The 26,247-nt window shown below is 42.7% G+C and carries 24 protein-coding genes and 5 tRNA genes; 25 read left to right on the forward strand and 4 right to left on the reverse strand.

Annotation, left to right across the window (positions count from 1 at the left end; translation table 11 throughout):
- Positions 1–70: 70 nt before the first annotated feature.
- The gene (locus ITG10_RS22340) at positions 71–859 is read right to left on the reverse strand and encodes a lipase (protein ID WP_248386890.1); all 789 of its coding nucleotides are present in this window, start codon (positions 857–859) and stop codon (positions 71–73) included.
- Between the two features lie 413 nt (positions 860–1,272).
- On the opposite strand from ITG10_RS22340, the gene ITG10_RS22345 reads away from it, so the two are divergent.
- From ITG10_RS22345 to cobA, 10 genes are all read left to right on the forward strand, one after another.
- On the forward strand, positions 1,273–2,991 hold the full coding sequence (locus ITG10_RS22345; protein WP_248386893.1) for a citrate lyase ligase: 1,719 nt from the start codon (positions 1,273–1,275) through the stop codon (positions 2,989–2,991).
- A gap of 324 nt (positions 2,992–3,315) precedes the next feature.
- A tRNA-Leu gene (locus tag ITG10_RS22350) sits at positions 3,316–3,402 on the forward strand.
- A gap of 66 nt (positions 3,403–3,468) precedes the next feature.
- Positions 3,469–3,542 (forward strand) — tRNA-Cys (locus tag ITG10_RS22355).
- Positions 3,543–3,579: 37 nt separating this feature from the next.
- Positions 3,580–3,655 (forward strand) — tRNA-Gly (locus ITG10_RS22360).
- Between the two features lie 80 nt (positions 3,656–3,735).
- Positions 3,736–3,822, forward strand: a tRNA-Leu gene (locus ITG10_RS22365).
- Between the two features lie 64 nt (positions 3,823–3,886).
- Positions 3,887–3,960, forward strand: a tRNA-Cys gene (locus ITG10_RS22370).
- Positions 3,961–4,639: 679 nt separating this feature from the next.
- Positions 4,640–7,198, forward strand: a complete 2,559-nt coding sequence (gene nirB, locus ITG10_RS22375) for a nitrite reductase large subunit NirB (RefSeq protein WP_086714084.1) — start codon at positions 4,640–4,642, stop codon at positions 7,196–7,198.
- 15 nt (positions 7,199–7,213) lie between these two features.
- On the forward strand, positions 7,214–7,537 hold the full coding sequence (gene nirD / locus ITG10_RS22380; RefSeq protein WP_017630131.1) for a nitrite reductase small subunit NirD: 324 nt from the start codon (positions 7,214–7,216) through the stop codon (positions 7,535–7,537).
- A gap of 123 nt (positions 7,538–7,660) precedes the next feature.
- The gene (locus tag ITG10_RS22385; RefSeq protein ID WP_017062558.1) at positions 7,661–8,476 is read left to right on the forward strand and encodes a formate/nitrite transporter family protein; all 816 of its coding nucleotides are present in this window, start codon (positions 7,661–7,663) and stop codon (positions 8,474–8,476) included.
- A 296-nt stretch (positions 8,477–8,772) separates the two neighbouring features.
- Positions 8,773–9,543 carry a uroporphyrinogen-III C-methyltransferase gene (gene cobA / locus ITG10_RS22390; protein WP_017630132.1) on the forward strand — a complete coding sequence of 257 codons (771 nt, stop codon included), beginning with the start codon at positions 8,773–8,775 and terminating at the stop codon, positions 9,541–9,543.
- A 30-nt stretch (positions 9,544–9,573) separates the two neighbouring features.
- On the opposite strand, the gene ITG10_RS22395 is transcribed toward cobA, so the two are convergent.
- The gene (locus ITG10_RS22395; protein ID WP_017630133.1) at positions 9,574–10,116 is read right to left on the reverse strand and encodes a DUF4174 domain-containing protein; all 543 of its coding nucleotides are present in this window, start codon (positions 10,114–10,116) and stop codon (positions 9,574–9,576) included.
- 266 nt (positions 10,117–10,382) lie between these two features.
- On the opposite strand from ITG10_RS22395, the gene ITG10_RS22400 reads away from it, so the two are divergent.
- The 3 genes from ITG10_RS22400 to ITG10_RS22410 all read left to right on the forward strand — a co-directional run bounded on the left by ITG10_RS22400 (position 10,383) and on the right by ITG10_RS22410 (position 12,984).
- Positions 10,383–10,856 carry an NYN domain-containing protein gene (locus ITG10_RS22400; RefSeq protein WP_004731130.1) on the forward strand — a complete coding sequence of 158 codons (474 nt, stop codon included), beginning with the start codon at positions 10,383–10,385 and terminating at the stop codon, positions 10,854–10,856.
- An 80-nt stretch (positions 10,857–10,936) separates the two neighbouring features.
- Positions 10,937–11,602: a response regulator transcription factor gene (locus ITG10_RS22405; protein ID WP_017630134.1), complete on the forward strand. Its 666-nt coding sequence runs from the start codon at positions 10,937–10,939 to the stop codon at positions 11,600–11,602.
- Positions 11,599–12,984: a sensor histidine kinase gene (locus ITG10_RS22410; RefSeq protein WP_017630135.1), complete on the forward strand. Its 1,386-nt coding sequence runs from the start codon at positions 11,599–11,601 to the stop codon at positions 12,982–12,984. The genes ITG10_RS22405 and ITG10_RS22410 overlap by 4 nt, the downstream gene beginning before the upstream one ends.
- A gap of 160 nt (positions 12,985–13,144) precedes the next feature.
- Here ITG10_RS22410 and ITG10_RS22415 read toward each other — a convergent pair whose 3' ends face one another.
- Positions 13,145–14,449 (reverse strand): dicarboxylate/amino acid:cation symporter, encoded by a 1,305-nt coding sequence (locus tag ITG10_RS22415; protein ID WP_076651207.1) that lies wholly within the window; start codon positions 14,447–14,449, stop codon positions 13,145–13,147.
- A gap of 560 nt (positions 14,450–15,009) precedes the next feature.
- Between ITG10_RS22415 and ITG10_RS22420 the strand changes: the two genes are divergently transcribed.
- The 7 genes from ITG10_RS22420 (at position 15,010) to ITG10_RS22450 (ending at position 22,228) form a co-directional block, all read left to right on the forward strand.
- On the forward strand, positions 15,010–17,130 hold the full coding sequence (locus ITG10_RS22420) for a TonB-dependent receptor (protein WP_248386895.1): 2,121 nt from the start codon (positions 15,010–15,012) through the stop codon (positions 17,128–17,130).
- A 178-nt stretch (positions 17,131–17,308) separates the two neighbouring features.
- Entirely contained in the window at positions 17,309–18,076 is a 768-nt protein-coding gene (locus tag ITG10_RS22425; RefSeq protein ID WP_008219730.1) for a DUF3450 domain-containing protein, read from the forward strand.
- Entirely contained in the window at positions 18,076–19,452 is a 1,377-nt protein-coding gene (locus tag ITG10_RS22430; RefSeq protein WP_017632429.1) for a MotA/TolQ/ExbB proton channel family protein, read from the forward strand. The genes ITG10_RS22425 and ITG10_RS22430 overlap by 1 nt, the downstream gene beginning before the upstream one ends.
- Positions 19,452–20,012 (forward strand): MotA/TolQ/ExbB proton channel family protein, encoded by a 561-nt coding sequence (locus tag ITG10_RS22435; RefSeq protein WP_010429842.1) that lies wholly within the window; start codon positions 19,452–19,454, stop codon positions 20,010–20,012. The genes ITG10_RS22430 and ITG10_RS22435 overlap by 1 nt, the downstream gene beginning before the upstream one ends.
- Complete coding sequence (locus ITG10_RS22440) at positions 20,009–20,413, forward strand: biopolymer transporter ExbD (RefSeq protein ID WP_004739212.1); 405 nt, start codon at positions 20,009–20,011, stop codon at positions 20,411–20,413. The genes ITG10_RS22435 and ITG10_RS22440 overlap by 4 nt, the downstream gene beginning before the upstream one ends.
- A 19-nt stretch (positions 20,414–20,432) precedes the next feature.
- The gene (locus ITG10_RS22445; protein WP_017632428.1) at positions 20,433–21,053 is read left to right on the forward strand and encodes an energy transducer TonB; all 621 of its coding nucleotides are present in this window, start codon (positions 20,433–20,435) and stop codon (positions 21,051–21,053) included.
- A complete protein-coding gene (locus ITG10_RS22450; protein ID WP_128644423.1) occupies positions 21,050–22,228 on the forward strand; it encodes a BTAD domain-containing putative transcriptional regulator in 1,179 nt (392 codons plus the stop codon). The genes ITG10_RS22445 and ITG10_RS22450 overlap by 4 nt, the downstream gene beginning before the upstream one ends.
- Before the next feature lie 130 nt (positions 22,229–22,358).
- On the opposite strand, the gene ITG10_RS22455 is transcribed toward ITG10_RS22450, so the two are convergent.
- Entirely contained in the window at positions 22,359–22,679 is a 321-nt protein-coding gene (locus ITG10_RS22455; RefSeq protein ID WP_017632426.1) for a hypothetical protein, read from the reverse strand.
- Positions 22,680–23,022: 343 nt separating this feature from the next.
- On the opposite strand from ITG10_RS22455, the gene ITG10_RS22460 reads away from it, so the two are divergent.
- From ITG10_RS22460 to ITG10_RS22480, 5 genes are all read left to right on the forward strand, one after another.
- Positions 23,023–23,652: a PepSY-associated TM helix domain-containing protein gene (locus tag ITG10_RS22460; RefSeq protein WP_248386898.1), complete on the forward strand. Its 630-nt coding sequence runs from the start codon at positions 23,023–23,025 to the stop codon at positions 23,650–23,652.
- Positions 23,653–23,722: 70 nt separating this feature from the next.
- A complete protein-coding gene (locus ITG10_RS22465) occupies positions 23,723–24,241 on the forward strand; it encodes a DUF2271 domain-containing protein (RefSeq protein ID WP_017632425.1) in 519 nt (172 codons plus the stop codon).
- A gap of 115 nt (positions 24,242–24,356) precedes the next feature.
- Entirely contained in the window at positions 24,357–25,193 is an 837-nt protein-coding gene (locus tag ITG10_RS22470) for a DUF4198 domain-containing protein (protein ID WP_017632424.1), read from the forward strand.
- A gap of 116 nt (positions 25,194–25,309) precedes the next feature.
- On the forward strand, positions 25,310–25,645 hold the full coding sequence (locus ITG10_RS22475; protein ID WP_017632423.1) for a hypothetical protein: 336 nt from the start codon (positions 25,310–25,312) through the stop codon (positions 25,643–25,645).
- On the forward strand, positions 25,642–26,238 hold the full coding sequence (locus tag ITG10_RS22480; RefSeq protein WP_017632422.1) for a hypothetical protein: 597 nt from the start codon (positions 25,642–25,644) through the stop codon (positions 26,236–26,238). Before ITG10_RS22475 ends, ITG10_RS22480 begins: the two co-directional genes overlap by 4 nt.
- Positions 26,239–26,247: the final 9 nt, after the last annotated feature.

Genomic DNA, 26,247 nt, shown 5'->3' on the forward strand with positions numbered 1-26,247 from the left:
AAGTTAGAGACTAAAAAGAGCACAGGCCGTAATAAGTCTGTGCTCTTTCTTTATTAGATTGAAAATATGTTCAGTGTTTATCAAAGAAATCCTTGTTGCGGATATATTTGCTCATCAAGTGATAAGAAAAAGGTCTTATCAACCAACTAAAAATAGAACGTCCAAGGCGAATAACAGTTGGAGTGTTTTCATAGATTCTGCCGTTGTATAGCCAAAGCACCTTTCCTACATGCCAATACAATAAAGGTACGGGCGGCATGAAGGTTACGATGTCGATGTCACAACAAATACGGTAGGTTTTCTTACTCAAGCGATAGTGCTTTCGAAAACTCCAATCACCAATCGCAGGTTGCCCAAAGGTGACGATTCGCTTAATGCAGCCTGGATATTTTTGCTCAAAGTAGTCAGCAAACACACAACCAATAGCACCACCGGATGAGTGACCAGTAATAGAGATTCTTTTTCCTTGTTCTAAAAGCGGGATGAGAGTCGCTTCCAAGCGTTCAATTACCGTCAAGCCAAGCTTATCTTCATTACGGTTTGGTTGGCTTTCCTGAAACATCAGATGATAGAAGCCAGCATGCACGCGGTAATTGAGTCCAATCCTTTTGCAGCTTCTTGTCCATAGGGCGAAGTTAAGCAGCCAGTCTGACACGCTGTGTGACCCTTTAATAACCACAACCACTTCGTCTTTGTCGCTGCTCCACAACACGCGAATCATGGTTTTGCCGAACTGATTCTTGATGATGCGCTGTCCATTAGGATCAAAACCATAGCGAGTTTGCTTAAAAACTCTAGGGTAGGCGAGGTTACAAAGAACGGCGTAGCGTTCATATTGGTATCGTTTTAATGGTTTCACTGGTACCCATCGTTTTGACAGTATTTGAAATATTATAGTCTTAGATTGTGAAACAGAGATGAAAGGAGAAATAAACGATGGAATGACATTCAGTTTGTATTAAAACCGTTCTAAATAAACTATATAATATTAACTTGTAATATTGGTTAATATCTTTTAATAACAAGTCGAGTGTTGTATAATAAGTAAGCTTATTTATACAATACAGTTTGTAACTAAGATTAATACAATGCCTTACTTAACCTTACATTATTAAAAATTTAATATGGTAGCATCTTTAAAATTTCGAAGTTATAAAGATAATGTAAAAGGCTCTATTCATGCTATCAAAAAGTCAATCGTATAAGTTAACGTTTTACTGGGTATTAAAAAGCTTATATAGATTACTTCCTATACTACCTTCAAAAATCAAGATGTCTAAAAACCTTAGACTTGCTGAGTTATATGTACAAAAAAAAGACTACAAAAAAGCAACTAGTCATATAGAAGAGTTAGTCTACAAATTCAAAAAAAATGAATTTTGTTTCATGTTATTGAACTTATATTTAATGAATGATGACTCAGAAAAATCAAAAGAGCTTGAAGTTTCATTAGATTCCACAAGTGAAAGTACTAATCTTGTAAAGAGTTTGGATATCCTAAATTCAAGTGTAAACGATTCTGATAAAGTGGCCTTTATCAAATCGTACATTGAGACCAAAGGAGCATCTTCAGTTCTCATCGATGTTAAAAGTGGAGGAGAATATTTAACTAAGTTGTCTAAAGAGGAACTGGACCTTATTAACAACACAAAGCTCTATCTTAAGCAGCGAAGAGATTGGAGTCGCAGAAATAGTCCACCAACTTACATCAAATCACTCTATAGCAAAGATGAGCAGAACAAAATTGATGAGTTGTTTAGTGATGTGCTGCCTATTGTAAGAGCGACCAAAGTATCTTTATCTGATCATGACAGCTCAGTTATATCAGTAAAAAATGGGTTTAGAGCAACCACAGGTCAACCAGAAACATCAGATCGCCGAGTGCTTTTCTTAGGGGCATCAACAACTTTTTCGTATGGTATGAGTGACAAAAATACGATTGTCAGTCAGGTTCAGAAAAACATTAATAAAGTAACCGATAATGTTAGAGTTGAAAATCATGGCGTACTAGGGATGAATTTGCTTCTAGCAATGAATAATTTGGTACAAACTGAGATCAAGCAGGGTGATGTAATTGTTTTTTTCAACTTTGATGAATTCAAAAATGTTGAAGATTCGGATGTATTTTCGATTGATCTTAATGATGTTGACCGAGGTAGCGACTTTTTCATTGATCTAAACGCGCGTCATTGTCATTACTCTCCTAGGGGAAATAAGGTAATGGGAGAGCTCATAACAAATAAGTTAATACCTGTTTTGAAAAGTAAAAGTGAGCCTGTACCGCCTCAATTCGACTTAGATCATAGAATGTTGTGTGTCCTAGAAAAGTTCAAGTACTTTTTATTTAGGCATACTGCACAGGCGCTTGAATCATGTGAAATGCAGTCTTACTTAGAATTATTAGAGCAACATGCTATAGATAATGAAGGTGTCATCGGCAGTGTAGCTGTCAACTGTAACCCAATCACTAAAGGTCATTTACACTTAATAGAGCACGCAGCAAGAAGTGTCGATAAGTTGTTCATTTTTGTTATTGAAGAAGACAAATCGTTCTTTAAGTTCGAAGATCGTCTTCATTTAGTCGCAGAGAGCACGAAGCACCTAGAGAATGTCACGGTGCTCCGAGGAGGTAAGTTTATCTGTACAGAGCTAACTTACCCTGATTACTTCGATAAAGACACCACAGAAGCCAAAGCAGACGCTTCAATGGAAGCATGGTTCTTCTGTGAGTACATAGCCAAAACGCTTAACATTACTAAGATTTTCTTGGGTGATGAGCCTAAGTGTATGATCACCAAACAGTACAATGAAAAAATGCAAGAGTTACTTCCTGAGTACGGTATTGAGGTTGATATTATTGACCGAATTGCAACGAATGGTGATGTGATTAGTGCTTCTAAAGTTAGGGAGTTTTTAGCTAGTAGAGATTTCAGTAGTATAGAAGCAATTGTTCCCAAGCCTACATACCAATTCTTAAAAGAAAATTATTAAGTTTGGATTAGCTTTCAAACTACTTTTCTGTACAAAAGCCAGTCTGTTGACTGGCTTTTGTATTCGAATTCGCTAGCTATAGTTAAGTCCAATAGATAATCCGAGGTCGAATTAGGTAGTGTATATAGGGTCTTGTGTGTGCAGTTTGTGCGATCTGTAGTAATTTCAATCGTTAAAGTTCGATAATTAATCACTTGAATTAAAAGATAAAATTTATTGTTGACGAATTTTTTCCATCCGTTAAAGTACACCTCGTTATCACGGCTTAGGTCGCTGAGAGATGGTGTTTTTACTTTTCAGTAATCAGCATCGCAAGATTGCGTTGCCCTGGTGGTGGAATTGGTAGACACAAGGGATTTAAAATCCCTCGGCGTTCGCGCTGTGCCGGTTCAAGTCCGGCCCGGGGCACCATCTATCTTGCTTCTACTTTTGAGTAGAGTGATGAACAAAGAGTTGTTCTCTTAAATCACTATTAAAGGCGCCTTGGCAGAGTGGCTATGCAGCGGATTGCAAATCCGTGGACCTCGGTTCGACTCCGGGAGGCGCCTCCATTCTCTCTTTCATTTTAGAAAGCTGATGAATGAAAATGCGATACTAGCTCAGTTGGTAGAGCGCAACCTTGCCAAGGTTGAGGTCATCGGTTCGAACCCGATGTATCGCTCCAAATTTTGTCATGTTGATTTATTTCGACATTAAGATGGTGTTTTACTTTTCAGTAATCGGCATCGCAATAAAGAATTGCGTGCCCTGGTGGTGGAATTGGTAGACACAAGGGATTTAAAATCCCTCGACGTTCGCGTTGTGCCGGTTCAAGTCCGGCCCGGGGCACCATCTATTTGGTTGTTACCTCTCTGGGTAGCATTCAAAAGAGTTGTTCTCTTAAAACACTATTGAAGGCGCCTTGGCAGAGTGGCTATGCAGCGGATTGCAAATCCGTGGACCTCGGTTCGACTCCGGGAGGCGCCTCCACTATTCAAAGTTGAAAGGCCAGCAGAAATGCTGGCCTTTTTACTATCTGAAATTCCATTTCTTCCCGCTTTCCTAATTTCTAACGCCGTCCATTCATTTGATCGCACTTCTGGTTAGATGACTCAATCTGATTGCTCTGCTTTACGGAGTTTTACGTTATCAAGGCGCTTTATTACACAAGTTGTATAAGTTGGCCAAACGTATTTCTGAGAAAGTTGTTTGAAGAAAACTGCTAGTAGCTCAGCAAGACAGCCCAAGTTAATCGAGTGTGCGATTTGTAAATGGAATCGATAGGGAGGGGAGCAGCACGACTGTGTTTTTGGTTATCCAGTTCTTCACATTTATACACAGTTGCTCATGAACCTGTAACGCTTTCATGAGTTATTACACTTCTTATCACTACAAATGAAAATGATTGTCATTTACTTACGTTGTTGCTAGTCTATTGTGAAATATTACAACAATCATGCTTGTGTGTGAAATTGCCTATAAAACGCCTCTAAACCTTATCAATCCTATGGTTATTCGTTTGCTATGGCGTAAAATTAGCCACTTCTACCTCTTTTGTTCTACCCCTTTTGGGTAGTTCGATTTCGTAATTGATTTACATCATATTTTCATTTTCTTTCATAATTCATTATTCGCTCAGTTAAGAAATATATAACCTTCAGGAATTCTTATGAGCAAGATGAAGCTAGTCGTAATCGGTAACGGGATGGTCGGTCATCGCTATATCGAAGATTTAGTCGAGAAGACAGATGTTGCTAACATGGACATTACGGTGTTCTGTGAAGAGCCTCGCGTAGCCTATGATCGTGTACACCTTTCTTCTTATTTTTCACACCATACTGCGGACGAACTTTCTTTAGTTAAAGAAGGCTTCTACGAGAAACACGGCATCAACATGCTGATCGGCGAACGTGCTATTAACGTTAACCGTGAAAAGAAAACAGTTTACTCAAGCACTGGTCGTGAAATTCAATACGACAAACTTATTCTTGCTACAGGTTCATTCCCATTCGTTCCGCCAATCAAAGGCAACGAAGGTAAAGACTGTTTTGTTTACCGCACAATTGAAGATCTAAAAGCTATCGAAGCGACGGCTAAGAATTCTAAGTCTGGTGTGGTTGTTGGTGGTGGCCTACTTGGCCTTGAAGCGGCAGGTGCACTTAAAGCACTTGGCGTAACCACACACGTTGTTGAGTTTGCTCCTAAGCTAATGGCTGAGCAGCTTGACCAAGCGGGTGGTAACCAACTTCGTCAAAAAATCGAACGTATGGGCGTTAACGTACATACAAGCAAGAACACGCTTGAGATTGCTCCTGAAGGCACTGAAGCTCGTAACGTAATGCGCTTTGCAGACGGTACTGAGCTAGAAACTGATTTCATCGTATTCTCTGCTGGTATTCGCCCTCAAGACAAACTTGCTCGTCAAATGGGTCTAGGTATTGCGCCTCGTGGCGGTATCGAGATTAACGATCACTGTCAAACGACAGACAAAGATATCTACGCAATCGGTGAGTGTGCGTCTTGGAACCAAACGTTCTACGGCCTTGTTGCTCCTGGTTACAAAATGGCTACAGTTGCTGTTGACCATGTTGTTGGCAACGAAAGCACATTTGAAGGTGCTGACATGTCTGCGAAGCTTAAGCTTCTAGGCGTGAAAGTGGGCTCTATCGGTGATGCGAACGGTCGTACTCCCGGTTGTAAGAGCTACGTTTACCAAAACGAAGAACAAGAAGTTTACAAGCGCCTAATCGTTTCTGAAGACAACAAGAAGCTTCTTGGTGCGGTAATGGTTGGTGATACGTCTGACTACGGCGATCTTCTACAGCTTATGCTGAACGAAATTGACCTACCAGAACACCCAGATGCTCTAATTCTTCCTGCTCATGCGGGTGCTGAAAAGCCAACACTTGGCGCAGACTCACTTCCTGAATCTGCAGTTATCTGTTCTTGTTTTGATGTGACTAAAGGCAAGATCGCTCAAGCGGTTGCTGAAGGTCATCACACAATCGGTGATATCAAAGCAGTAACTGGCGCAGGTACTGGTTGTGGTGGTTGTATTCCACTAGTGACTTCAGTATTAAATGCTGAACTAGCTAAAGCTGGTGTTGAAGTGAAGAACGACGTTTGTGAGCACTTTGCTTACTCTCGCCAAGAGCTTTTCCACTTAATTCGCATCGAAGAAATCAAAACGTTCGATGAGCTACTAGAGAAATACGGTAAAGGCTACGGCTGTGAAGTATGTAAGCCTCTAGCGGGTTCTATCCTTGCTTCTTGCTGGGGTGAACACATCCTTAAGCCTGAGCTAGTGAAGCTGCACGATACCAACGATAACTTCCTAGGTAACATGCAAAAAGATGGTACTTACTCTGTTATCCCTCGTATGGCGGGGGGTGAAGTGACACCTCAAGCACTTAGCGTTCTTGCTGATGTTGCTGCAGAATACAACCTGTACACCAAGATTACGGGTGCACAACGTATCGGTCTATTCGGCGCTCAGAAAGATGACTTACCAGCTATCTGGAAGAAGTTAATCGCTGCGGGTTACGAAACGGGTCAAGCTTACGCAAAAGCACTTCGTATGGCTAAGACATGTGTTGGTTCTACTTGGTGCCGTTACGGCGTTCAAGATTCAGTTGGCCTAGGCGTGATGATCGAGAACCGTTACAAAGGCATCCGTACTCCTCATAAGATGAAGTTTGGTGTGTCTGGTTGTACTCGTGAGTGTGCTGAAGCTCAAGGTAAAGACTTAGGTATCATCGCAACTGACGCGGGTTGGAACATGTATGTGTGTGGTAACGGTGGTATGAAACCTCGTCACGCAGACTTACTGGCAAGCGACCTAGACCAAGAAACGCTGATCAAATACATCGACCGTTTCATGATGTTCTACATTCGCACGGCTGCTCCACTACAACGTACTTCGGTATGGATGGACAACCTAGAAGGTGGTGTTGATTACCTACGTGAAGTGATTGTAGACAACAAGCTTGGCATCAATGACCAACTTGAAACTGACATTGCTGGCCTAGTAGATAACTTTGCTTGTGAATGGACAGATACAATCAACGACGAAGCTCAACTTAAACGCTTTGCACACTTCATCAATGCTGATGACCGTGATGAAAACGTTGTGTTTGTTGATGATGGCCGTGAACAGCACCGTCCAGCGACATTCACAGAGAAACACCCTGAAGCGAAGGGCGATATCCTTCACGTTGAACTGGTTTAATTGGGAGACGACATCATGGCATTTACCAAAGTTTGTAAGATCGAAGACATTATCCCAGGTACAGGTGTTTGTGCATTGGTTGGTGGTGAGCAAGTAGCAGTCTTCCGCCCAACTAAGACTGAAGAAGTATTCGCGATTAGCAACACAGACCCTTACTTCCAGTCTAACGTGTTATCACGTGGTCTGATTGTAGAGCACAAAGAAGAGCTTTGGGTGGCAAGCCCGCTTAAGAAGCAACGCTTTAACCTGACAACAGGTGCGTGCATGGAAGACGAGAACTTCAACGTGAAAGCGTACAAAGCTCGTGTTACCAAAGGTGCTGTAGAAATCTCTGCTTAATCTTTGGATGAATAAGATTTGATAGTTCAAGGGTTCTAGTTCTCGATATTGCCTTAACTCGGCAACTAGAGCCTTTTCCTATCCAATTTTAACTTTTAATTTTACTTTTTTAAGGACAACATTATGTCTCCTGATTACAAACCAGCTGAATTCGTTCAAACGATGATTGATGTGGGTGAAGCGAAAACTAAAACAAGTACTCGCGATCTTCTGATTCGAAGCACTATGGCTGGTATCATCCTTTCTTTAGCGGTTGTTGTTGCTATTACAGCAATGGTACAAACAGGCATTGGTCTTGTTGGCGCATTAGTGTTCCCAGTTGGTTTCGTTATTCTAAGTGTTATGGGTTACGACCTAGTAACTGGCGTTTTCGGCCTTGCTCCTTTAGCTAAATTCGACAATCGCCCAGGCATTACTTGGGGGCGTATCCTACGTTGTTGGGGTATTGTTGGTCTTGGTAACCTTATCGGTTCTTTGATTGTTGCTTTCCTAGTGGCTGTTTCATTAACAGGTAACTTCTCTCTAGAGCCAAACGCTGTTGCTCAAAAATTCATTGCTGTTTCTACAGGTCGTAGCTTAGGTTTTGAAAACATGGGCATGGACGGATGGATCACGTGTTTCGTACGCGGTATCTTCTGTAATCTAATGGTATGTCTAGGTGTGATTGGTAACATGACAGCGCGTACTGTGTCTGGCCGTGTAGCAATGATGTGGTTCCCAATCTTCATCTTCTTCGCATTAGTATTTGAGCACACAGTAGTAAACATGTTCCTATTCCCACTGGGTATGATTCTTGGCGCTGATTTCGGTATCGCGACATGGTTGAACTTCAACCTTATCCCAACAATCCTAGGTAACATCGTTGGTGGTCTACTAATGACATGCGTTCCTCTATACCTAACTCACGCTAAGACAGCTCCTTCTCTAGGCGCTAAGTAATTCTGAATACGGTGAAACGTAATTTAGTATGAGATTGAAAGCCCCAACGAAGTGTTTGGGGCTTTTTTAGTTCAAACGCCTTAAGTATCACCAAGGTGTTGATTCTAATTGAGTAAAATACCTGCAATAGATCGTTTTGTTATAATTACTTCTATCTTCGTTAGTATTTAAACTGAATATTTATATCAACACCTGATAGTCTAAGGGTTAAGGATTTGGATAAGTCATCATGAATACAGTGACTTATCACATAGATTGAAGCTTGAGATAAAACAAGCAAACCTTCGGAGCACAGCATGTCAGAAGTATCGTCATCGAATGTTAAAGAAGTAAACAAAGGATTTGTTTCATTGGTGGGTGCAGGTCCGGGTGACCCAGACCTACTTACGCTAAAAGCAGCACGAGTGATTCAACAAGCAGACGTCTTGGTATATGACCGCTTGGTATCAAAAGATATTTTGGCGATGGCTAACCCAGACGCAGAAATGCTTTATGTGGGTAAAAAGCTTGATCATCACTGTGTACCGCAAGATCAGATCAACCAATTGTTGGTCACGAAAGCACAAGAGAATAAGCATGTAGTACGCCTGAAAGGTGGTGACTCGTTTATCTTTGGACGTGGCGGGGAAGAGTGTGAAACTCTGGCTGAGAATGACGTGAAATTTGAAGTCATTCCTGGTATCACTGCAGCGGCTGGTGCTACGGCTTATGCGGGTATCCCGTTGACTCACCGTGACCACGCGCAAAGCGTCCAGTTTATTACCGGCCACTTAAAGAAAGATGGCGAAGATATCGACTGGCAATCTCTTGCTCAGCACAATCACACGATCGTGTTCTACATGGGTTTAAAAGAGAGTCCGAATATTCAGAAAAACTTGCTTGATAATGGTATGCGAGCAGACATGCCTGTAGCGATTATCGAAAACGGAACTCGCCAAGAACAGAAGGTGTATCGAGGTGGATTGAGTGACTTAGCTAGCCTTGCGAGCGTCGCTAAAAGCCCGGCTTTGATCGTTGTTGGCAGCGTGGCTCAGCTTCATGAAAAACTCGATTGGTTTAACAAGTAACCGAGTCACACTTAATCGATTTGTTTTGAGTTAAATACTGCAGCGGCTACTTTGTCGCTGCATTTCTTGTTGGCGCATTGGCATTTCGTCGATGATATTGGTGATTTTCTGCCAGTCTGTTTTACCGTTCCATCTGTGCTTCTCTTTTCCGTCTTTACCAATCAATACCGCAGTGTGTGACCCTTTGGGGATCTCATAAACGCTGGTTACTGCCTCTAGGTTAAACTCTTCTTCTAACCAAGTGGGTACGGTGTAGCCACTCTCTGCAATCACCATGATAACCACATCACGTTCGTCCAATTGACAGTTGTTGATCAACACTTCGTTTAGAAACTCTTTGACGACAGAGTCTTCTGTTGGCGCGAAATAGATGACGCTTCGGTGTGGCAGCTGACTGGAATGAGAATAAGCTGGGTAGGCAAGCACTGAGTTGATGGTTAAGCTCATGATTAACACCGTACTGATAGTTAGAACCTTTAAAACATTAGACCAAATGTTCGAGTGATTGGCTGCTTGTGCCGCTTTGGTTGTTCCCATGCTTGTGCACGATTTGTGTGTTTGTCGGTGTAGCATAGCCAACCTCCTTTTAATACGCTAAGCCTGAGTACGATTCAGTTGTGACGTGAATAAAGCTCACGAAACAAGGCGCCATCTAACAGCAGAACAAATCGACTGACTTTAAGTATAGTTAGGTTTACGCCAAAGGTGCTTAGGTCACCACTAAATATAATCAGATTTACGTTAACGATAGCCGCCAGGTTCATTTTTATTGAGTAAAGCGACTCGCATTTTACAATTGAATAGAATAGGGTATACGGAAAATCTAAAGGTATGAATTTATGGAAAACATAGCAATTTTGGTCGACGTTCAGAACGTTTACTACACGACACGCGATAAATACCGTTCTAACTTCGACTATAACCAGTTTTGGTATGTTGCCACGGAAGGGCGTAATGTGGTTGCCGCTAATGCTTACGCAATCTCTAGCCAAGATCCTAAACAACGTCAATTTCACCATATCCTTCGCGGTGTGGGCTTTAACGTAAAGTTAAAACCATTTATCCAGCGCCGAGACGGTAGTGCCAAAGGTGACTGGGATGTGGGTATTGCTTTAGATGCTATAGAACTCGCAGAAACGGTTGATACGATCGTTCTGGTATCTGGAGACGGTGATTTTGAAATCCTCGTAGAGCGAATCAAGGAACGTTTTGGTAAGCCTGTAGAAGTGTACGGTGTTCCGGGATTAACTGCTCAAAATCTTATCGATTCTGCCTCAAAATTTGTACCGATAGAAAAAGATTTCCTTCTTTAGGGTTAATCTCTCATTTTATAATTGAAATCAATAATAACGATAATTAAAATGCAAACTATTATTATTTATCGGTTTGTATGATGTCGCGCGTTTTAGTTGTTGATGATGATATTCAGTTGTGTGAATTATTGGGCGAAGTATTAGAAAATGAGGGGTATCACGTTGATACTGTTCATTGCGGTGAGTCCGCGCTTGAGTTTATTCAATCGAACCCTGTCGATTTGGTTTTACTCGATGTAATGCTTCCAAACCTAAGCGGTATTCAAGTGGCAAGACGCATTTGTCAGCGTTTTGCTACTCCCATTCTTATGTTGACCGCGCTTAATGATGACGCTTCAATGCTTGATGGCTACCAAGCGGGCGCCGACCAGTACATCGCCAAACCTTTCAATGTTCCTGAACTCTTGACTCGTATTAAGGTGATCTTACGCCGAGTGGGCTTTGAGCGTCAGAGACAATCTTTAGCATCTTCTAATCATGGTTTGTGTGAACAACTCTCTCGTTTACCGCTAACGGGTACAGAAAAAGATCTGCTTGATTATCTAATCAAAAATGATGGTATCGTTGTTTCTAAATCCGATCTTCAGATTCATGTTTTGAAGAAAGAGCTTTGTCCCTTCGACCGTAATTTAGATATGCATATCAGCAACATACGTCGAAAGCTTGTGCAGGCAGGCTTGTCAAAACAACATATTAAAACTGTTCGTGGTAAAGGCTACAGTTACCTAGAGTCGGTAGGAGCATGAGTGCCAAGCTAATACGCTGCCCGGACTTCATCGCTAAGCGAAAAGATGGTTTAACCTTTCAATTGTTTAGTTACCTGACAGTGATTCTAGTGAGCATCTTGATCCTGCAAGGTGTGGCGGAAAGAGCCTTAATGAAGACCTTACTGAAGGTGCCTGAATCCGTCAAAGCTGAAATGCTCGACCTTGCTTATCAAGCTAACGTGTTGATCGAAGAAGGGGATATGGATGAGCTTGCCGATTGGGGTAATGCTCAGCGCTATTATCTCTTTGTAATTGATAAAGATAACCGTCCAATCACACATCGACACATGCACCCGCACTTCGAATTTAAACTCAAGTACCTGCGTACCTTAGATCATCAGCTCAGTGACCGTGTGAGTAAGCCTATTTTTGGTTTGCCACTGGATAACGGCAAAACACTGGTGATTCAACTACCTCATCAATTTCACCCAGCTAAATCCTTTGCACCGTATTCCTACATGTTAAAAGCCGTGATTGCTCTTATCGTGTTGTCGCTGTTCTCTATTATTATGGCGAAAAGCCTGCAACAGCCACTCGATCGTTTAAGAGAGGCCAGTCGAAGGCTCGCGCAAGGGGACTTCTCGGTGAGTGTGGTCTCTGAACTCGATTCAACTACGAGAGAATTTAATGAACTCGCTCATGACTTTGACCACATGACGTTTGAAATCAAATCATTGGCCGAAAAGCAGCGTCGTTTGATTCGTGATGTCTCTCATGAGCTCAGGACTCCCTTAGCAAGGCAAAACCTCGCTTTACACTTATTGCGAAGTAAGGTCGATGACAAGAGCATTGGTTTGCTCGATCGTATGGAAAGTGAAACAGAAGAGATGAACAAGCTGGTGGGTGAGATCCTGGAATTCAGCCGACTAGAAACGTCTCGTTATGATTCCAAATTAACTTTAATGCACCTTGAACACTATTGTTCGATGCTGATTGCTCAGATGCAAAACGATTTGAAGCCAAACCAAACACTGGTCGGTGATTTACTAACGTCAACATCGATGGTGAATGTTGATGAGAGGCTGCTTCTAAGAGTGATTGGTAATCTGGTCGGTAACGCCATTAAATACGCAGGCGAACATGCTCATGTAGTCGTTACTACTTACGAACAAATGACAGATAAACGTTACAGTGTCATATCTGTAGAAGATGACGGTGATGGCATTCCTGATAACAAGATTGCAGGTATATTCGACCCGTTTACGCGCATTGAGTCAGCTCGAGACAAACAGTCTGGTGGCTACGGCCTAGGGCTTGCGATTGTTAAAGAAGCGATGGGTGTGATGAATGGGCACGTTACTGCTGAGAATAGAGAAGGTGGGGGACTCAGGGTCAATCTTATGTTCCCAATCGACGATTAACTTAAGTACTTTTTCTAGAGATAGTTAATATCGAATACGAATTCAAAAAACGATACTCAATAAAAAACGCCACTGCATCTGCAGTGGCGTTTCTGTTTTAGTTAAGGTGTAGCCATTAATTACACCTTAGCTCGAAGGCAAAAGCGTCAGAGAAACTAGATTATGCCTGTTGGCGTGCTAGCTTAACTTCTTCTTCTTTCTCGCCGGCTGCTGGGTCATTGAAGCGAGACTCATCAAGAGCACCTTCAGACTTCGCCACGATGATAGATACGGCACTATCACCTGTGATGTTTACAGCGGTACGAATCATATCAAGAAGACGGTCAACACCCATGATTAGAGCGATACCTTCTAGCGGTAGGCCAACTTGGTTCAATACCATCGCTAGCATAACAAGACCCACACCAGGAACACCTGCAGTACCTACAGACGCCAGTGTCGCCGTTAGGATAACCATTAGGTAATCACCCATTGATAGGTCAATGTTGTACGCTTGCGCGATAAACGCTGTCGCAACACCTTGCATGATAGCAGTACCGTCCATGTTCACAGTCGCACCTAGTGGTACTGTGAAAGACGCCACTTTGTTGTCTACGCCCATGCGGTTTTTCGCCGTTTCCATTGTTACTGGAATCGTTGCGTTTGAAGATGCTGTTGAGAATGCAAACATGATTGCATCTTCCATCTTACGTAGGAACGTAATCGGGCTAAGGCCTGTGAATCCTTTAAGCATTGCGCTGTAAGTAACCAAACCGTGTAACAGTAGGGTACCTGCAAGTACTAAGAAGTATTCTGCTAGGTTCCAAATCGCACCCAAGCCAAGGCCAGAGAACAGTTTTGCCATTAAGAAGAACACGCCGTAAGGAGCAAGGTTCATTAGTAGCGCAACTAGCTTCATGATCACTTCGTTTAGATCAGAGAAAACTGCAGCGATACGTTCACCGGGTTTGCCCGCCGCACTGATTGCGATACCAAACAACACTGCAAATACGATAACTTGTAACGTTTTGCCCTCAGCCATCGCCTGAATAGGGTTGGTTGGGAACATGTCGATGATTACTTGGCCCAGAGAAGGGGCATCAGCTGATTTGAAAGAGCTCGCAGCAGTAAGATCCGCACCAGCTCCAGGTTGGAACAGGTTACCGATAGTAAGTGCTAGAGTGATAGCAACGGCTGTAGTACCGATATAAAGTGCAAGCGTTTTGCCACCCATACGGCCAAGAGTTGATAAGTCTTTAAGAGAACTTGTACCACACACTAGTGAAACGAAAACTAGTGGGACAACAAGCATTTTTAAACTGGCGACAAAAATTTGTCCGCCTACTTCAAAGAGTCCGTTAACGATGTAGTTGTTAACAAATCCACTTTCTGCAAAAAGGGATTGAATGGCAAATCCCGTGAATATACCTACGACCATACCGAGGATTACTCGACCAGTCAGAGACATAGGTTTCTTGGTATTCATTTAGAACACTCCTTATTATTTATAACTTTGATACCTTTTCAAAGTGAGCAGGAGATTAGCAGTCGGATAATCAATTCGAAAAACAAAAAATGAGTTTGGAATTATAGATGTGATCAAAATCACTGATAACTGTGTAAATTAAACAAATAAAAACAAAATGATTCACCATTAATTTACATCTATCGAGATTTTTATACATAAATTTGTCGTTTCAAAGGTAGTAAATAAGAAGAGATGATTTTCTTATCAATCTTCACGTCTTCAATTGACTGAACAAATACCGTTGTTTCAAAAAATTAGGTGAAGATAACCACTCGATTTACGTCCACGAGCCTTAACTATTTGTATTGAATTGGTTTTGTTGAACTCCTCAAATATGGCTCGCCGATAGGCCTTTACAAAACTTTACGAATGCAAAGAATGTAAATTTAATGCAAATGGTAATAGTTATCACTTATATTCACTCCCGGAATAATTCAGTGGTACCGGCAACGGTTCAGCGAACACATCGAATAAATAACAAAGTGTTCGTCTAAAAGAATAAAAGCGGAGTAAAGGACATGTTTTCAAAGAGCCCATTGGCTTTAGTGATCGGCGCAGTATTAGCTTCACCAGCAGTATTGGCAGAAACAGTAAAAACAGACGAGCACATGGTTGTTGAAGGTCGTGACTACGGTTACAAAGCCGACACGAACACAACAGCAATGCGCATGGAGGCGACTCAATTAGAGACTCCGGGACAAGTTTCAGTAATCGATGAGCAAATCATCGATGAACAGCGTGCTAGCACGTTAGGTGAAGTTCTAAAGAACGACGCGTCTATCTCTGCCGGTTCTAAATCTACAAACCGTGAGCGTTTTAACCTACGTGGTTTTGAACTAGACAGTGGCTCTAGTTACTTACGTGATGGCGTTCAACACTGGTCTCATTACCGCCAACCTGTTGAACTACTAGAGCGTGTTGAAGTGTTGAAGGGGCCTGCTGGTCTTCTTTACGGCGAATCAACACCTGGTGGTCTAGTTAACATGGTGTCGAAAAAACCAACATATGAAACGCAAGTATCTGTTAGCCAAGATATCGGTTCTGACAATTATATGCGTACTATTGCTGATGTGAGTGGCTCGCTAAATGAAGCTCAAACATTACGAGCACGAGCTATCATATCGCAAGAGAATCAAGAATCTTATCGCACACGTTTCGATGGTACGGATGTTCAAACAGAACGTTTCGTTGGTGGTCTGTTTGTTGATTACGACATTAACGATGATGTGATGCTTTCTTTACACTACGACAGAACACAAGAACTAGGCGATCTAGATAATGGTTCTGAAATAGATACCACGACAGGTAAAGTTGTCGATCCTAATACCGTGACTGATCAACGTTTTGCTCAAACAGATAATGATGTAGCAAACTATGGTGTTGCAGTAACTGCAAACCTAAATGACACATGGTCTGTTAAATCAGGTGTTAGTCGTCAGTTTTATGAGCGTCAACGTACAGAATCTGACAATGAAGTCGACTTCAACTCATCAAATAGTGAATACGGCTACAAAGTATCGGATCGTCATGATGAATGGACTTTCGATACTGCTTATGTTGATTTTACTGGTGACTTTGATGCTCTGGGCGTGAATCATAGAGTACTCGTTGGCGTTAACGGCCTCCACTACGACTATAAACAGCTTTACTCACAAGATTACGCATGTTCAAGCGCAACGGAAGCGGAAGCGGTAACGGCTTGTGGTAATGGCTTCGATATGCCTTCAGATATTAGCTACCATAACGATGACTCGCTATCTCATTCAGAAAGCAAGCACTATGGTTTCTACCTACAAGATCTAGTAACGCTTAATGAGCAATGGCAAGTACTTGCTGGCGCACGCTTTGCCTACGACAAAACAATCAGTAGTTCAGGTAAAGAAGAAAGCTTCAATAATGTTTTACCTAAACTTGGTGTGATTTATTCACCTGCTGAAAATGGTTCTATCTATACTGTTTATTCTGAAAGTTTTGAACCTGTTGGTGAAATCACTGACCAAGATGATGCTAACTTCGGCCAGTCTCAAGATGCTAAGAAAGGTACTTTGTATGAAGTAGGTACAAAATGGGAATTATTTGATGAACGTTTATTCGTATCTGGTGCAGTTTTCCAGATCACTCAATCAAATATCCAAGTAACAGAAGATATCGACCCTGCTAACAACAACGGTGCAGATACTCGTACAACGCAGGTTGGTGAACAGGTTCACACAGGTGTTGAATTAGCTGCGACCGGTTACCTGACTAACGCATTGTCTTTAAGTGCATCGACTATGTTCCTTGATGCGGAATACAAAAACGACCCTGAATTAGAAGGTAAAACACCGGCAGACGTACCTGAATTTACAGCAAGCATTTGGTCTACTTATGCGTTTAACAATGGCACTGATGTAAATCTAGGTGTTTACCATGTAGGTGAGCGTTACACAGAAAGCGCTAATACTTTTAAGAAAGATGCTTACACTCGCGTAGATATGGGTGTTTCACATACGATTAAGTACGATGACAAACTAGATTTCGTTGCTCGCTTCAACGTAGAAAACTTGTTTGATACAGATTACCTAGAAGGTGGCAGTACAAGCAGCGTAGTTGTTGGCGAAGGCCGTAACTACATGGCGACTTTACAGGTAAAATACTAATTTGTTAGTAGGGTACTATTGTTAGCCTAAATACTAAGGGGGAAGTTTCGACTTTCCCCTTTCGTGATTCCGCTATTCAGTAAAAATATCCCTAGTAATGCGAGTGACTTTTAATGATAATGAGAGTGCTTATCAATAAAATTCATTTGACCTTCTTCTATAGTAAATGACTACAATTATGAATCTTTTAAAATCTAGCCTAGCGCTTGCCATCAGTTTGGTTGCAACGTCTTCTATGGCAAACAGCTTGGATCAAGCTCAATCAATTCAAAACAAGACCAATAACGCGTCGGCTTCGAGCCAAAAGGTTATTGATAAAAGCTCACAAGCGACTTTAATGCTGCAAGCTGAGATTGAGCGTCTGCAAGAAGAAGTTAAAAACCTAGAAATCTATCACGATCACCTTGCTGCATTAGTTGAGAGCCAAAACCAAGAAGCTCAAAGCATTGAAGAGCAGATCGAAGAAATCAAATACACACGTCAAGGTGTTGTTCCTTTGATGTATCAAATGATTGATGGTCTTCAACAGTTGGTAGAGAAAGACGTGCCAATTAAGAAAGAACAGCGTCTAGAAAGAGTTGAAAAGCTACAAGCAATGATGACTCGTGCTGACGTGAGTGATGCAGAGAAATACCGTCGCATCCTAGAGGCATACCAAATCGAGATGGACTACGGCATCAAGCTAGGTGTGTACCAAGGTCGTGTCGCATTGGCGAGTGATAAAACGATCGAGGCAGATGTTCTGCACTTAGGTCGTATCTCTTTGGTTGCTCGTAATCTAAATGGCAGCCAATACTGGGCATGGAATCAAACAGAAGCTCAATGGCAAGAACTTGATTCTTCTATGAAGTCAGAGCTAGATAAAGCGTACGATATTGCTGGCCAACAAGCAGCCCCAAGCTTGATTACTTTACCTGTTTCTTTAACTGTTGCGGAGGTTAAGTAATGAACTTAAAACCATTAGCAGCATTGCTTTGTATTACATCACTTTCATTTTCTGCTTTCTCAGCTTCCGATTCAACGGCTCAGCTCGTTAACAAAGCAAAATCAGAGAACCGTACTCAAGCTTCTCATAACGTAGTTCGTGAAGCTGACTTTAAAAAGACTGAACAAGAGCTTAAAGCGATCAAAGCAGAGCTTGAAGCGAAACGTACATCGGTTCAAAACGCGACAGACGTTCTTACTCAAACCTTCAGCGACAACGAAAACAAGCTTGCTCGTTTAGAAGAAAAACTGCGTTTAGAAACGGGTAGCCTTGGTGAGTTGTTCGGTGTCGTTCGTCAAAACGCGAAAGAACTAGGCGCAGAGCTTAGTTCAACAGTAAATAGCGTTGATCGCGCTGAGCACACAGCGACCGTTTACCAAATTATCGATGCTAAATCCCTGCCATCAATGCCACAACTTTCTGGTTTGTGGATGAGCATGGTGGAACAGATCCAAGCAAGCTCAGAGCTTAGCAAATCTCAAATTGCATTCATCAATGGCGAAGGCAACACACAGTCTGTCGACGCTTATCGTTTAGGTTCAATTGGCCTAGTAACAGACCAAGGCTATGTTAGCTGGAACACTCAGCGTGAAGATGCAATTGCGTATCTGAAACAGCCATCAAATGGTCCAACGTTAGCGTCACTTTCTTCACTTGCGAATGGTGACGTATCTAATGTCGTTGTCGATCCTTCTCGCGGGTTCATGCTAGAGCAATTAGCACTGACGCCAAGCCTAACTGACCGTCTACAAGCGGGTGGTGTGGTTGGTAAAGTGATTCTTGGCTTATTGGCTATTGGTCTAATCATCGCATTGGTTCGTGGTGTTTCACTAGCTATCGCACGCCAGAAAATCCGTGCGCAACTTAAGAACCCTGAGCAAGCGGGTGATAACCCACTAGGCCGTGTTCTTGCGGTTTACAACAAAGAACAAAACCAAACGGTTGAAGCTCTAGAGCTGCGACTTTTAGAAGCGGTAGTTGATGAACAGACTCACTTAGAGAAAGGCTTATCGATGCTCAAGCTATTGGCGGCACTAGCACCAATGTTGGGTCTTTTAGGTACAGTAACTGGCATGATCGAAACATTCCAAGTGATCACACAGTTTGGTAATGGCGACCCTAAAGTAATGGCGGGTGGTATTTCGATGGCACTTGTAACTACGGTACTTGGTCTGGTTGCGGCAATGCCTCTTCTATTGGCGCACAACATTCTTAGCACTCAAGCAGAAAACATTCGCAACATTCTTGAGAAACAAGGTATTGGTCTTGTTGCTGAGCAGGCTGAAAAGACCGTTGAATCAAACGTTGTTGTTTCACCAGTTGGGACTGCTGCGTAATGGATATTTTGTCGGGTTCTCTATTACCAGCGAGTTGGTTAACGAGTGACTGGCTGCTGTCTTTATCAAGCTTTATGGAGCAGGGCGGTTTCGTCCTGTGGTGGCTAGCGGCTGTCGTCCTAGTGTATTGGGTGCTTGTGGTAGAACGTGTGCTTTATCTTGCGTTCTACTTTCCTAAGCAACGCCAAGCTTGGATAGCGAAATGGCATGAAAGAGAAGATCACTCTTCTTGGCATGCCAAAGCCATTCGTGAAGGTTGGTTAGGGCAAGCGAGTATCTTGCTTAACCAAAACTTGAATTTTATTAAGCTGTTAGTCGCTATTTGTCCGATGCTGGGTTTGTTAGGTACTGTAACCGGTATGATCTCTGTTTTTGATGTCATGGCTACTCAAGGCAGCAGTGACCCTAAATTGATGGCTTCAGGTATCTCGTTAGCAACACTGCCAACCATGGCAGGCATGGTTGCTGCTTTAGCGGGCATGTTCGTTCATGCTCGTTTAGCAAAAGTGTGTAACCGCTTAGAATTGAAATTAGAAAAATCTTTAAGGAGTCAACGATGAGACTCGGTCGACGTCATTCTAAAAACGAAGAGGCTCAAATAGACCTTACTTCGATGCTTGATATTGTCTTTATCATGCTTATTTTCTTTATTGTGACCAGTTCATTTGTTCGTGAATCAGGGGTAGAAGTCAATCGCCCACAAGCCTCTAACGTAGTAAGCCAAAAGGATGCAGGCATCTTTGTTGCGATTACTTCTGCAAACGACATTTTCATTGATAAACGTGTTGTTGATGTTGAACGTGTGCAAGCAACGTTAGAGCATTTGTTGTTAGAACAACCTGATGCTTCTTTAGTTATTCAAGCGGATGAACACGCTTACAACGGTACCGTTGTTAAAGTGATGGATGCTGCGAAAGGTGCAGGTGTTAAAAACATTGCGCTTGCTGCTGATAAGCGATGATCTTGGAGGATCTTCATAAATGATTCGCCTATTTCTTGCTTTACCGCTAGCGGGTGCATTGGGCTTAGCGCTGTTTTCTTTCATGGCTTGGATGGTCGATAATGGCCACCAACGTTCACCAGATGATAACGAGACGTTGAGTTTCAACATGGTGATGGTGGAACAAGAACAAGAAGTTCAAAGAAGACAACGTGCAGTTCCGGAAAAACCAGAAATGCCAGAGCCGCCACCGGAAGCGCAGACATCTCAGTCCCAAGCTGAAGTTACGCCTCTAAATTCGATGTCTTCTCTGCCTTCATTGGATTTGAATACATCCATTGATGGCCTAGCGATTAACGCACCGACATTCTCTGATTTTGGGTCAAACCAACAAGCAATGCCTTTGTATCGAGTAGAACCTCGTTACCCTGCGAAAGCGCTTAAGCGTGGAGCTGAAGGCCATGTGATTATGTCTTTTACTATCGATGAAACGGGACGCCCAATTGACATTCAAGTCACTGACGCAAACCCACGTCGTATGTTTGAACGTGAAGCGATGAGAGCACTTAAAAAATGGAAATATCAACCGAAAGTCGTCGATGGAAAAGCGATAGCTCAGGTTGGTCAAACCGTGAAACTAGAGTTTAAGTTGGCAAAATGATGAAACAGATATGGATATTAGTGGGCTTGCTGTTAATGCCCCTTACAACACAAGCGCAAGAGCTGACTCAATATACTGCTATTCGTGTTCAAAAGGCGCATAAGCTTGCTCAAGATGAACAGGTTAAACAGGCCATCGACGTACTTGCAGGTTTGGAGCTTTCTAAAGGCTACGACAAAGCGTATGTAGCTCGTATGTTGGGTGTGTTTTACTGGCAAGATGGCAAAACCGATAAGGCGATTAAGCAGCTTACATACGCCGTCGATACCAATTTGCTGGTGGATGAACAAGCTTGGATAACCAAGCGTATGCTTGCTGATCTGTTATTAAATGATCAGCAGTTCAAAAACGCGCTTCCACATTACTATGAGCTAGTAAAAACAGCACCAGAGACAGAAAAGAAAGACGTGCTTTGGATGCGAATTGCACAAGCGGAATACCAAATCGAGAACTGGTCAAAAGTACTAGTAGCGATTGGTAATCGTGACAAGTTCAATGCGAAATCAGAACTGTCGCCTCTGTCTCTAAAACTGGGTGCGCAACTACAGTTAAAGCAGTGGAAGCAATCTATTCCAACACTGGAAAGCCTGATTGAACTTCAGCCAGAAAAAGACAACTGGTGGCGTCAACTTGTGGGCATTCAGTTAAGACTAGAGCGCAACCGCGATGCATTGAACACACTAGCGCTGGCTGATCTACAAGGTGTAGAGCTGAAAAACTCAGACCGCCGACTATTGGCTCAGCTATATGCTAAACGTGGTATTCCAGAGCGTGCAGCACAAGAAATCGCTAAGTTAGATGATGCGAACAGCGATGTTCAACTTCTGGCTGAGCAAGCAACCTACTGGCAGTTAGCGAAAGAGTGGGACAGTGCTATTGAAGTGTGGACGTTAGCGTCTAAAAAAGACACGCAATATCATTGGAACGTGGCTCAATTACTGGTTCAGCAAGGTTACTACGATCGTGCTCTGGTTGTTTTGGATAAAGTGAAAGACAAAAATAAACAAGCCGACGTCGCATTGGCGAAAGTACGTTCTTGGTATAAGTTAAAGAACCTTGATAACGCACTGGCACAAGCGAAACGTGCGAACAACATTGAGCCTTCTTCTGAAGCAAAAGGTTGGATTAAATATCTAACTCAGCTAAGAACAGTGAGTGATAACGGCAACGTTTAACTGCTAAAAGCACAACAGAAGACAAGAGAAAGTAATATAGAGAAAAGGGTGTCGTTTGATGGTTCAAATGACACCCTTTTTAATTTTTGGCGGTTATAGCTTTTTAATCTTTGTCTTTCCAGTGTGTCGACTAAGGCTCGCACATCGTGCCGCTGGACGTAGCACTTTGAATCACGCCGCTGGTATCAGCAACCCAATTAATAGTGCAGTCACGATAAGGGTTTTTGAATGCGTGTACTGTATAACCATTGTCTAACGGCTTCTTGGTTTCAATCCAAGCATAGTTTCGAGACGCCCAAAAACTGATAGGGCGTGACCGTTCGGTGAGATAACGTTCTTGTACATCGGTTATGTCTGAACCGATGTATTCTTGAATATGTTCTTCCGTGCTGATTATTTGGCTGCTACACGCCGTCGCTAGCGCAGCAAAAACCAAAACAATAATACGCATTTCAAATCCTTTTAAGCTTAATTAGCTATCATCAAACCAGTGATCAAATAGTCCCAACTTTCTATCCTTAAAGCTACGACTGTTACCTTAAACCCATCTCAATCAAGCATGTTGAGATTGAGCTTTTTTGAGTTTTGACCCTGTTATCGATAACCTCTAATAGAACGAATCAAATCCCTTTAGTACACGTTAGCAAGAATATGCATACAGTTCGATTACTTCCCATGTAATGTTATGTAAATTTCCTTACGCCACTCGGCAAACGTAAACAATGTAAATTGAATGCCAATACGAATGATTATCAACTAAATTGTCGCCATAAAATTTATAGGTATTGGTTTGTATGTCGTTAAAAAGTAGGGCGGTTCAGTCATGGGCTCGTCGACTTCATGTTTATATTTCTATGGCGCTTCTGTTCGTGGTTCTTTTTTTCTCAGTGACAGGTATAACCCTGAACCGACCTGAGTTATTTGAATCAAGCCAACCCAATATCCAACGCTCTACGCTAACGCTTCCTGCAAGTTTATTTACGATCCAAGACGGTCGATTAAAAGCTAACGAGACAGCCTTTGAAACGTTTTTGTTCGAAGAAGCCAACCTATCTGGTGTTCCTTCTGGTTTGGACATCTATGCAGAGATCGAAAACGGTGAGTTGCTCATCGGTGAGGTATCTATGGACTTCAAAGGACCAGGCTACAACGCTTCTGTTTTTGTTGACGTTACGTCTGAGTTTGTAGAAGTCGAAACCACGAATTACGGCGTTATCGCATTGTTGAACGATCTACATAAAGGTCGTAACAGCGGTGAAGTATGGAAATGGTTTATCGATATCACTGCGCTATTGATGATCTTCTTTGTACTGACTGGCGTGTGCTTACTGTTACCTAAGAAAAAGACGCTTAATACATCCATCAAATGGACGGTGTTTGGGTCTGCAATCTCACTTGTTATCTATTTTGTCACCGTGCCTTAACGCTTGATTCGATTGATGAATCGGGTGAAGAACGAACTTAGGGTTAAACGGATTTAAAAGGTTGTTAAAAATGAAAAAAATGAACTGGAGCAAGGCGCTTCTTGCTTTATCTCTTTTGCCAAGCCTAGGTATGGCACAAGCGATTCCTGATACGGCAAAACTGGATGTCAGCTTTGAGCTTCCAAAGATTGATACCTCTATGTATGCACGTCCTTATGTGGCGGTGTGGGTAGAGAATAGCGAACGAAAGTCAGTGAAAACCATCGAGCTTTGGGTCGGTAAAGACGAATGGCTTAAGGATCTGCGTAGCTGGTGGAGAAAGGTTGGCCGTTACGATCGTGAACTGGTGGATGCTGTGACGTCTGCAACACGTCCTGCTGGTCAGTACCGTTTCGTTTGGGATGGCAAGAGCGACAGCGGTGAAACGTTAGAACAAGGCGAGTACACGGTTCATATCGAAGTGGTTCGCGAACACGGTGGCCGTAACTACCTTCGCCAAAAAGTATCACTCACAGATTCAAACGCATCTTACGAATTAAAAGCAACGGAAGAGACGGGTGACATCACCCTGAACTACATCGCTAAGTAAGTGCGAACAGTAACTAGTAAGTACGAACTAAAACCAAGCTGAACAGAATAGACAGTGGTCATCGTAGGCTCAGATAGAGCGACACGGCTAACAATTATAAATAATGGAATTGAACATGATGAAACAGACAAAAATCAAAGCACTTGCTCTAGCGGGTGTGATGGCATTCGGCCTAGCAGCAACGACAACGGCACAAGCTCACCCACGTTGGATTTTGCCATCTCACTTCACTGTATCTAAAGAAGGAGGTGATTGGCTAACGTTCGACGTTACTGCGTCTCACGGTACGTTTGTTTTTGATAAGCCTGCTGGCAGCGAAAATGCGAATGTCATCATGCCTGATGGTCGCAGCGAGCGTCCTAACTTTGTTATTCGTGGCAAGCGTCGTTCAATCTTCGACTTCTATTTTGAAGAAGAAGGTACACACAAAGTGGCGATCAACAACCAGCCGTCTTACTACACGCAATACAAAGCGGGTCGCCGTGACACTGTGAAATGGATTAAAGCAAACAAAGCCGAGCGTGATTCTGTTCTGCCTGAAAAGTCCCGTGACGTGGTAACGCAAATCAGTTTCACTCGCGCAGAAAGCTACATCACAGTAGGTAAGCCAACGGATTCAGTGTTCAAAATTGAAGGCAAGCTTCTTGAAATGAAGCCTGTGACACACCCTTCAGATATCGTTGAAGGCGAACCAGTGACATTCCAGTTCTTCTACAACGGTGAAATCCAGAAAGACGTGAAAGCGGAGATCACTCGTGAAGGTACGCTTTACCGCAACCACCAAGAGCAGATTGATGTGGTGAGTGATGAGAATGGTGAAATCACATTTACTCCTGACGTAGCGGGTCGTTACGTGATGAAAGCGAACTATAAAGGTGAGTTGATTAACAACCCACTGGCAGACAAAGCAAGCGCGAACGTTCACCTAACGTTCGAAGCACTGCTTCAATAGTCTGTGATATCGGGGCTAGATCCCTGATTAAGAACCAAAAAACTTTAAGGGCTCATTTGAGCCCTTTATCGCTCAGTTTACTTCTGAGAATTTGCACTGTGGCTAGGGTATGAACCATGACAATAAAAACAAAACTTAACGCTTTAATGACTCCTTGCTTAGCACTGGGACTTGGTTTCGCTGCATTACCTGCGCAAGCACACTTTCCACTGATGAGCTGCTGGTTTGAAGGCAAAACTGTTGCTTGTGAAGCAGGCTATTCGGATGGCAGCAAAGCGATTGATTACGCAGTTGAGATGTACGATTACGAAGACAACTTGATTGCAAAAGAGATGACGGATAAACGTTCTATCGTTGAATTCCCACACCCTGACACTGAGTTCTACCTTGTGTTCGATTCAGGCCATGAGTTTCCCGTTGAAGTTGATGTTGTTGAGATCAGCGACAAATGATGATTCAAAGCGTACGTGCTGATACGGGCGGTAGAGAGGGCAAATGGGTAGGGCTGATCATTGTATTCATCCTTTGCTTTGCAACCGTTGCGATCCCATTTCATCAGGCAGAATCTCACGTTAAAGCAGTGCTTGATCATCAAATTCTAGTGACTGATGTTGAACAAGAAAACTTGGCGATGCTATCAGAGCTGCGTTTAGCGCATGAAGAAATCCGTGATCTGCGTATGGACTCCGAAGGAGAATGGCCGAGTGTTGCGTCACTTAAAGATGAATGGGTTGCCCCATTTGTAGAAGATCAGAGTTGGAAGCGCAAAGGTTCTCATGCTTGGGTATTGGACGAGCGTGGCTACTATTTCTCTGCTCCAAGTGAATCTGCGACACCAAGTGTACAAACTAAACCAACCGATCATGGTTCTGCGGATTCCTTTATTTTAAACGCGAACAGCGTTTCTCCTGAAATCTGGATCTTCTTGGGTGGTGTAGCGAAACAGCCAGCTACTTTTGACCAACACACGCTTGAGTCTACTGGTTGGAAAATGGTTGTGAACGAATCAGAAATTGAACAACATCATGAAAGCGATGCTCACTAATAATAAGAG

This window comes from Vibrio sp. ED004 (assembly GCF_023206395.1).
Lineage (GTDB): Bacteria > Pseudomonadota > Gammaproteobacteria > Enterobacterales > Vibrionaceae > Vibrio.

Bases quoted from the DNA above. Each gene is read 5' to 3' on its own strand.
- ITG10_RS22345 (WP_248386893.1), top strand. From the start codon at position 1,273: ATGTCTAAAAACCTTAGACTTGCTGAGTTATATGTACAAAAAAAAGAC.
- nirB (WP_086714084.1), top strand. From the start codon at position 4,640: ATGAGCAAGATGAAGCTAGTCGTAATCGGTAACGGGATGGTCGGTCAT.
- nirD (WP_017630131.1), top strand. From the start codon at position 7,214: ATGGCATTTACCAAAGTTTGTAAGATCGAAGACATTATCCCAGGTACA.
- ITG10_RS22385 (WP_017062558.1), top strand. From the start codon at position 7,661: ATGTCTCCTGATTACAAACCAGCTGAATTCGTTCAAACGATGATTGAT.
- cobA (WP_017630132.1), top strand. From the start codon at position 8,773: ATGTCAGAAGTATCGTCATCGAATGTTAAAGAAGTAAACAAAGGATTT.
- ITG10_RS22395 (WP_017630133.1), bottom strand. From the start codon at position 10,116: ATGCTACACCGACAAACACACAAATCGTGCACAAGCATGGGAACAACC.
- ITG10_RS22400 (WP_004731130.1), top strand. From the start codon at position 10,383: ATGGAAAACATAGCAATTTTGGTCGACGTTCAGAACGTTTACTACACG.
- ITG10_RS22405 (WP_017630134.1), top strand. From the start codon at position 10,937: ATGTCGCGCGTTTTAGTTGTTGATGATGATATTCAGTTGTGTGAATTA.
- ITG10_RS22410 (WP_017630135.1), top strand. From the start codon at position 11,599: ATGAGTGCCAAGCTAATACGCTGCCCGGACTTCATCGCTAAGCGAAAA.
- ITG10_RS22415 (WP_076651207.1), bottom strand. From the start codon at position 14,449: ATGAATACCAAGAAACCTATGTCTCTGACTGGTCGAGTAATCCTCGGT.
- ITG10_RS22420 (WP_248386895.1), top strand. From the start codon at position 15,010: ATGTTTTCAAAGAGCCCATTGGCTTTAGTGATCGGCGCAGTATTAGCT.
- ITG10_RS22425 (WP_008219730.1), top strand. From the start codon at position 17,309: ATGAATCTTTTAAAATCTAGCCTAGCGCTTGCCATCAGTTTGGTTGCA.
- ITG10_RS22430 (WP_017632429.1), top strand. From the start codon at position 18,076: ATGAACTTAAAACCATTAGCAGCATTGCTTTGTATTACATCACTTTCA.
- ITG10_RS22435 (WP_010429842.1), top strand. From the start codon at position 19,452: ATGGATATTTTGTCGGGTTCTCTATTACCAGCGAGTTGGTTAACGAGT.
- ITG10_RS22440 (WP_004739212.1), top strand. From the start codon at position 20,009: ATGAGACTCGGTCGACGTCATTCTAAAAACGAAGAGGCTCAAATAGAC.
- ITG10_RS22445 (WP_017632428.1), top strand. From the start codon at position 20,433: ATGATTCGCCTATTTCTTGCTTTACCGCTAGCGGGTGCATTGGGCTTA.
- ITG10_RS22450 (WP_128644423.1), top strand. From the start codon at position 21,050: ATGATGAAACAGATATGGATATTAGTGGGCTTGCTGTTAATGCCCCTT.
- ITG10_RS22455 (WP_017632426.1), bottom strand. From the start codon at position 22,679: ATGCGTATTATTGTTTTGGTTTTTGCTGCGCTAGCGACGGCGTGTAGC.
- ITG10_RS22460 (WP_248386898.1), top strand. From the start codon at position 23,023: ATGTCGTTAAAAAGTAGGGCGGTTCAGTCATGGGCTCGTCGACTTCAT.
- ITG10_RS22465 (WP_017632425.1), top strand. From the start codon at position 23,723: ATGAAAAAAATGAACTGGAGCAAGGCGCTTCTTGCTTTATCTCTTTTG.
- ITG10_RS22470 (WP_017632424.1), top strand. From the start codon at position 24,357: ATGATGAAACAGACAAAAATCAAAGCACTTGCTCTAGCGGGTGTGATG.
- ITG10_RS22475 (WP_017632423.1), top strand. From the start codon at position 25,310: ATGACAATAAAAACAAAACTTAACGCTTTAATGACTCCTTGCTTAGCA.
- ITG10_RS22480 (WP_017632422.1), top strand. From the start codon at position 25,642: ATGATGATTCAAAGCGTACGTGCTGATACGGGCGGTAGAGAGGGCAAA.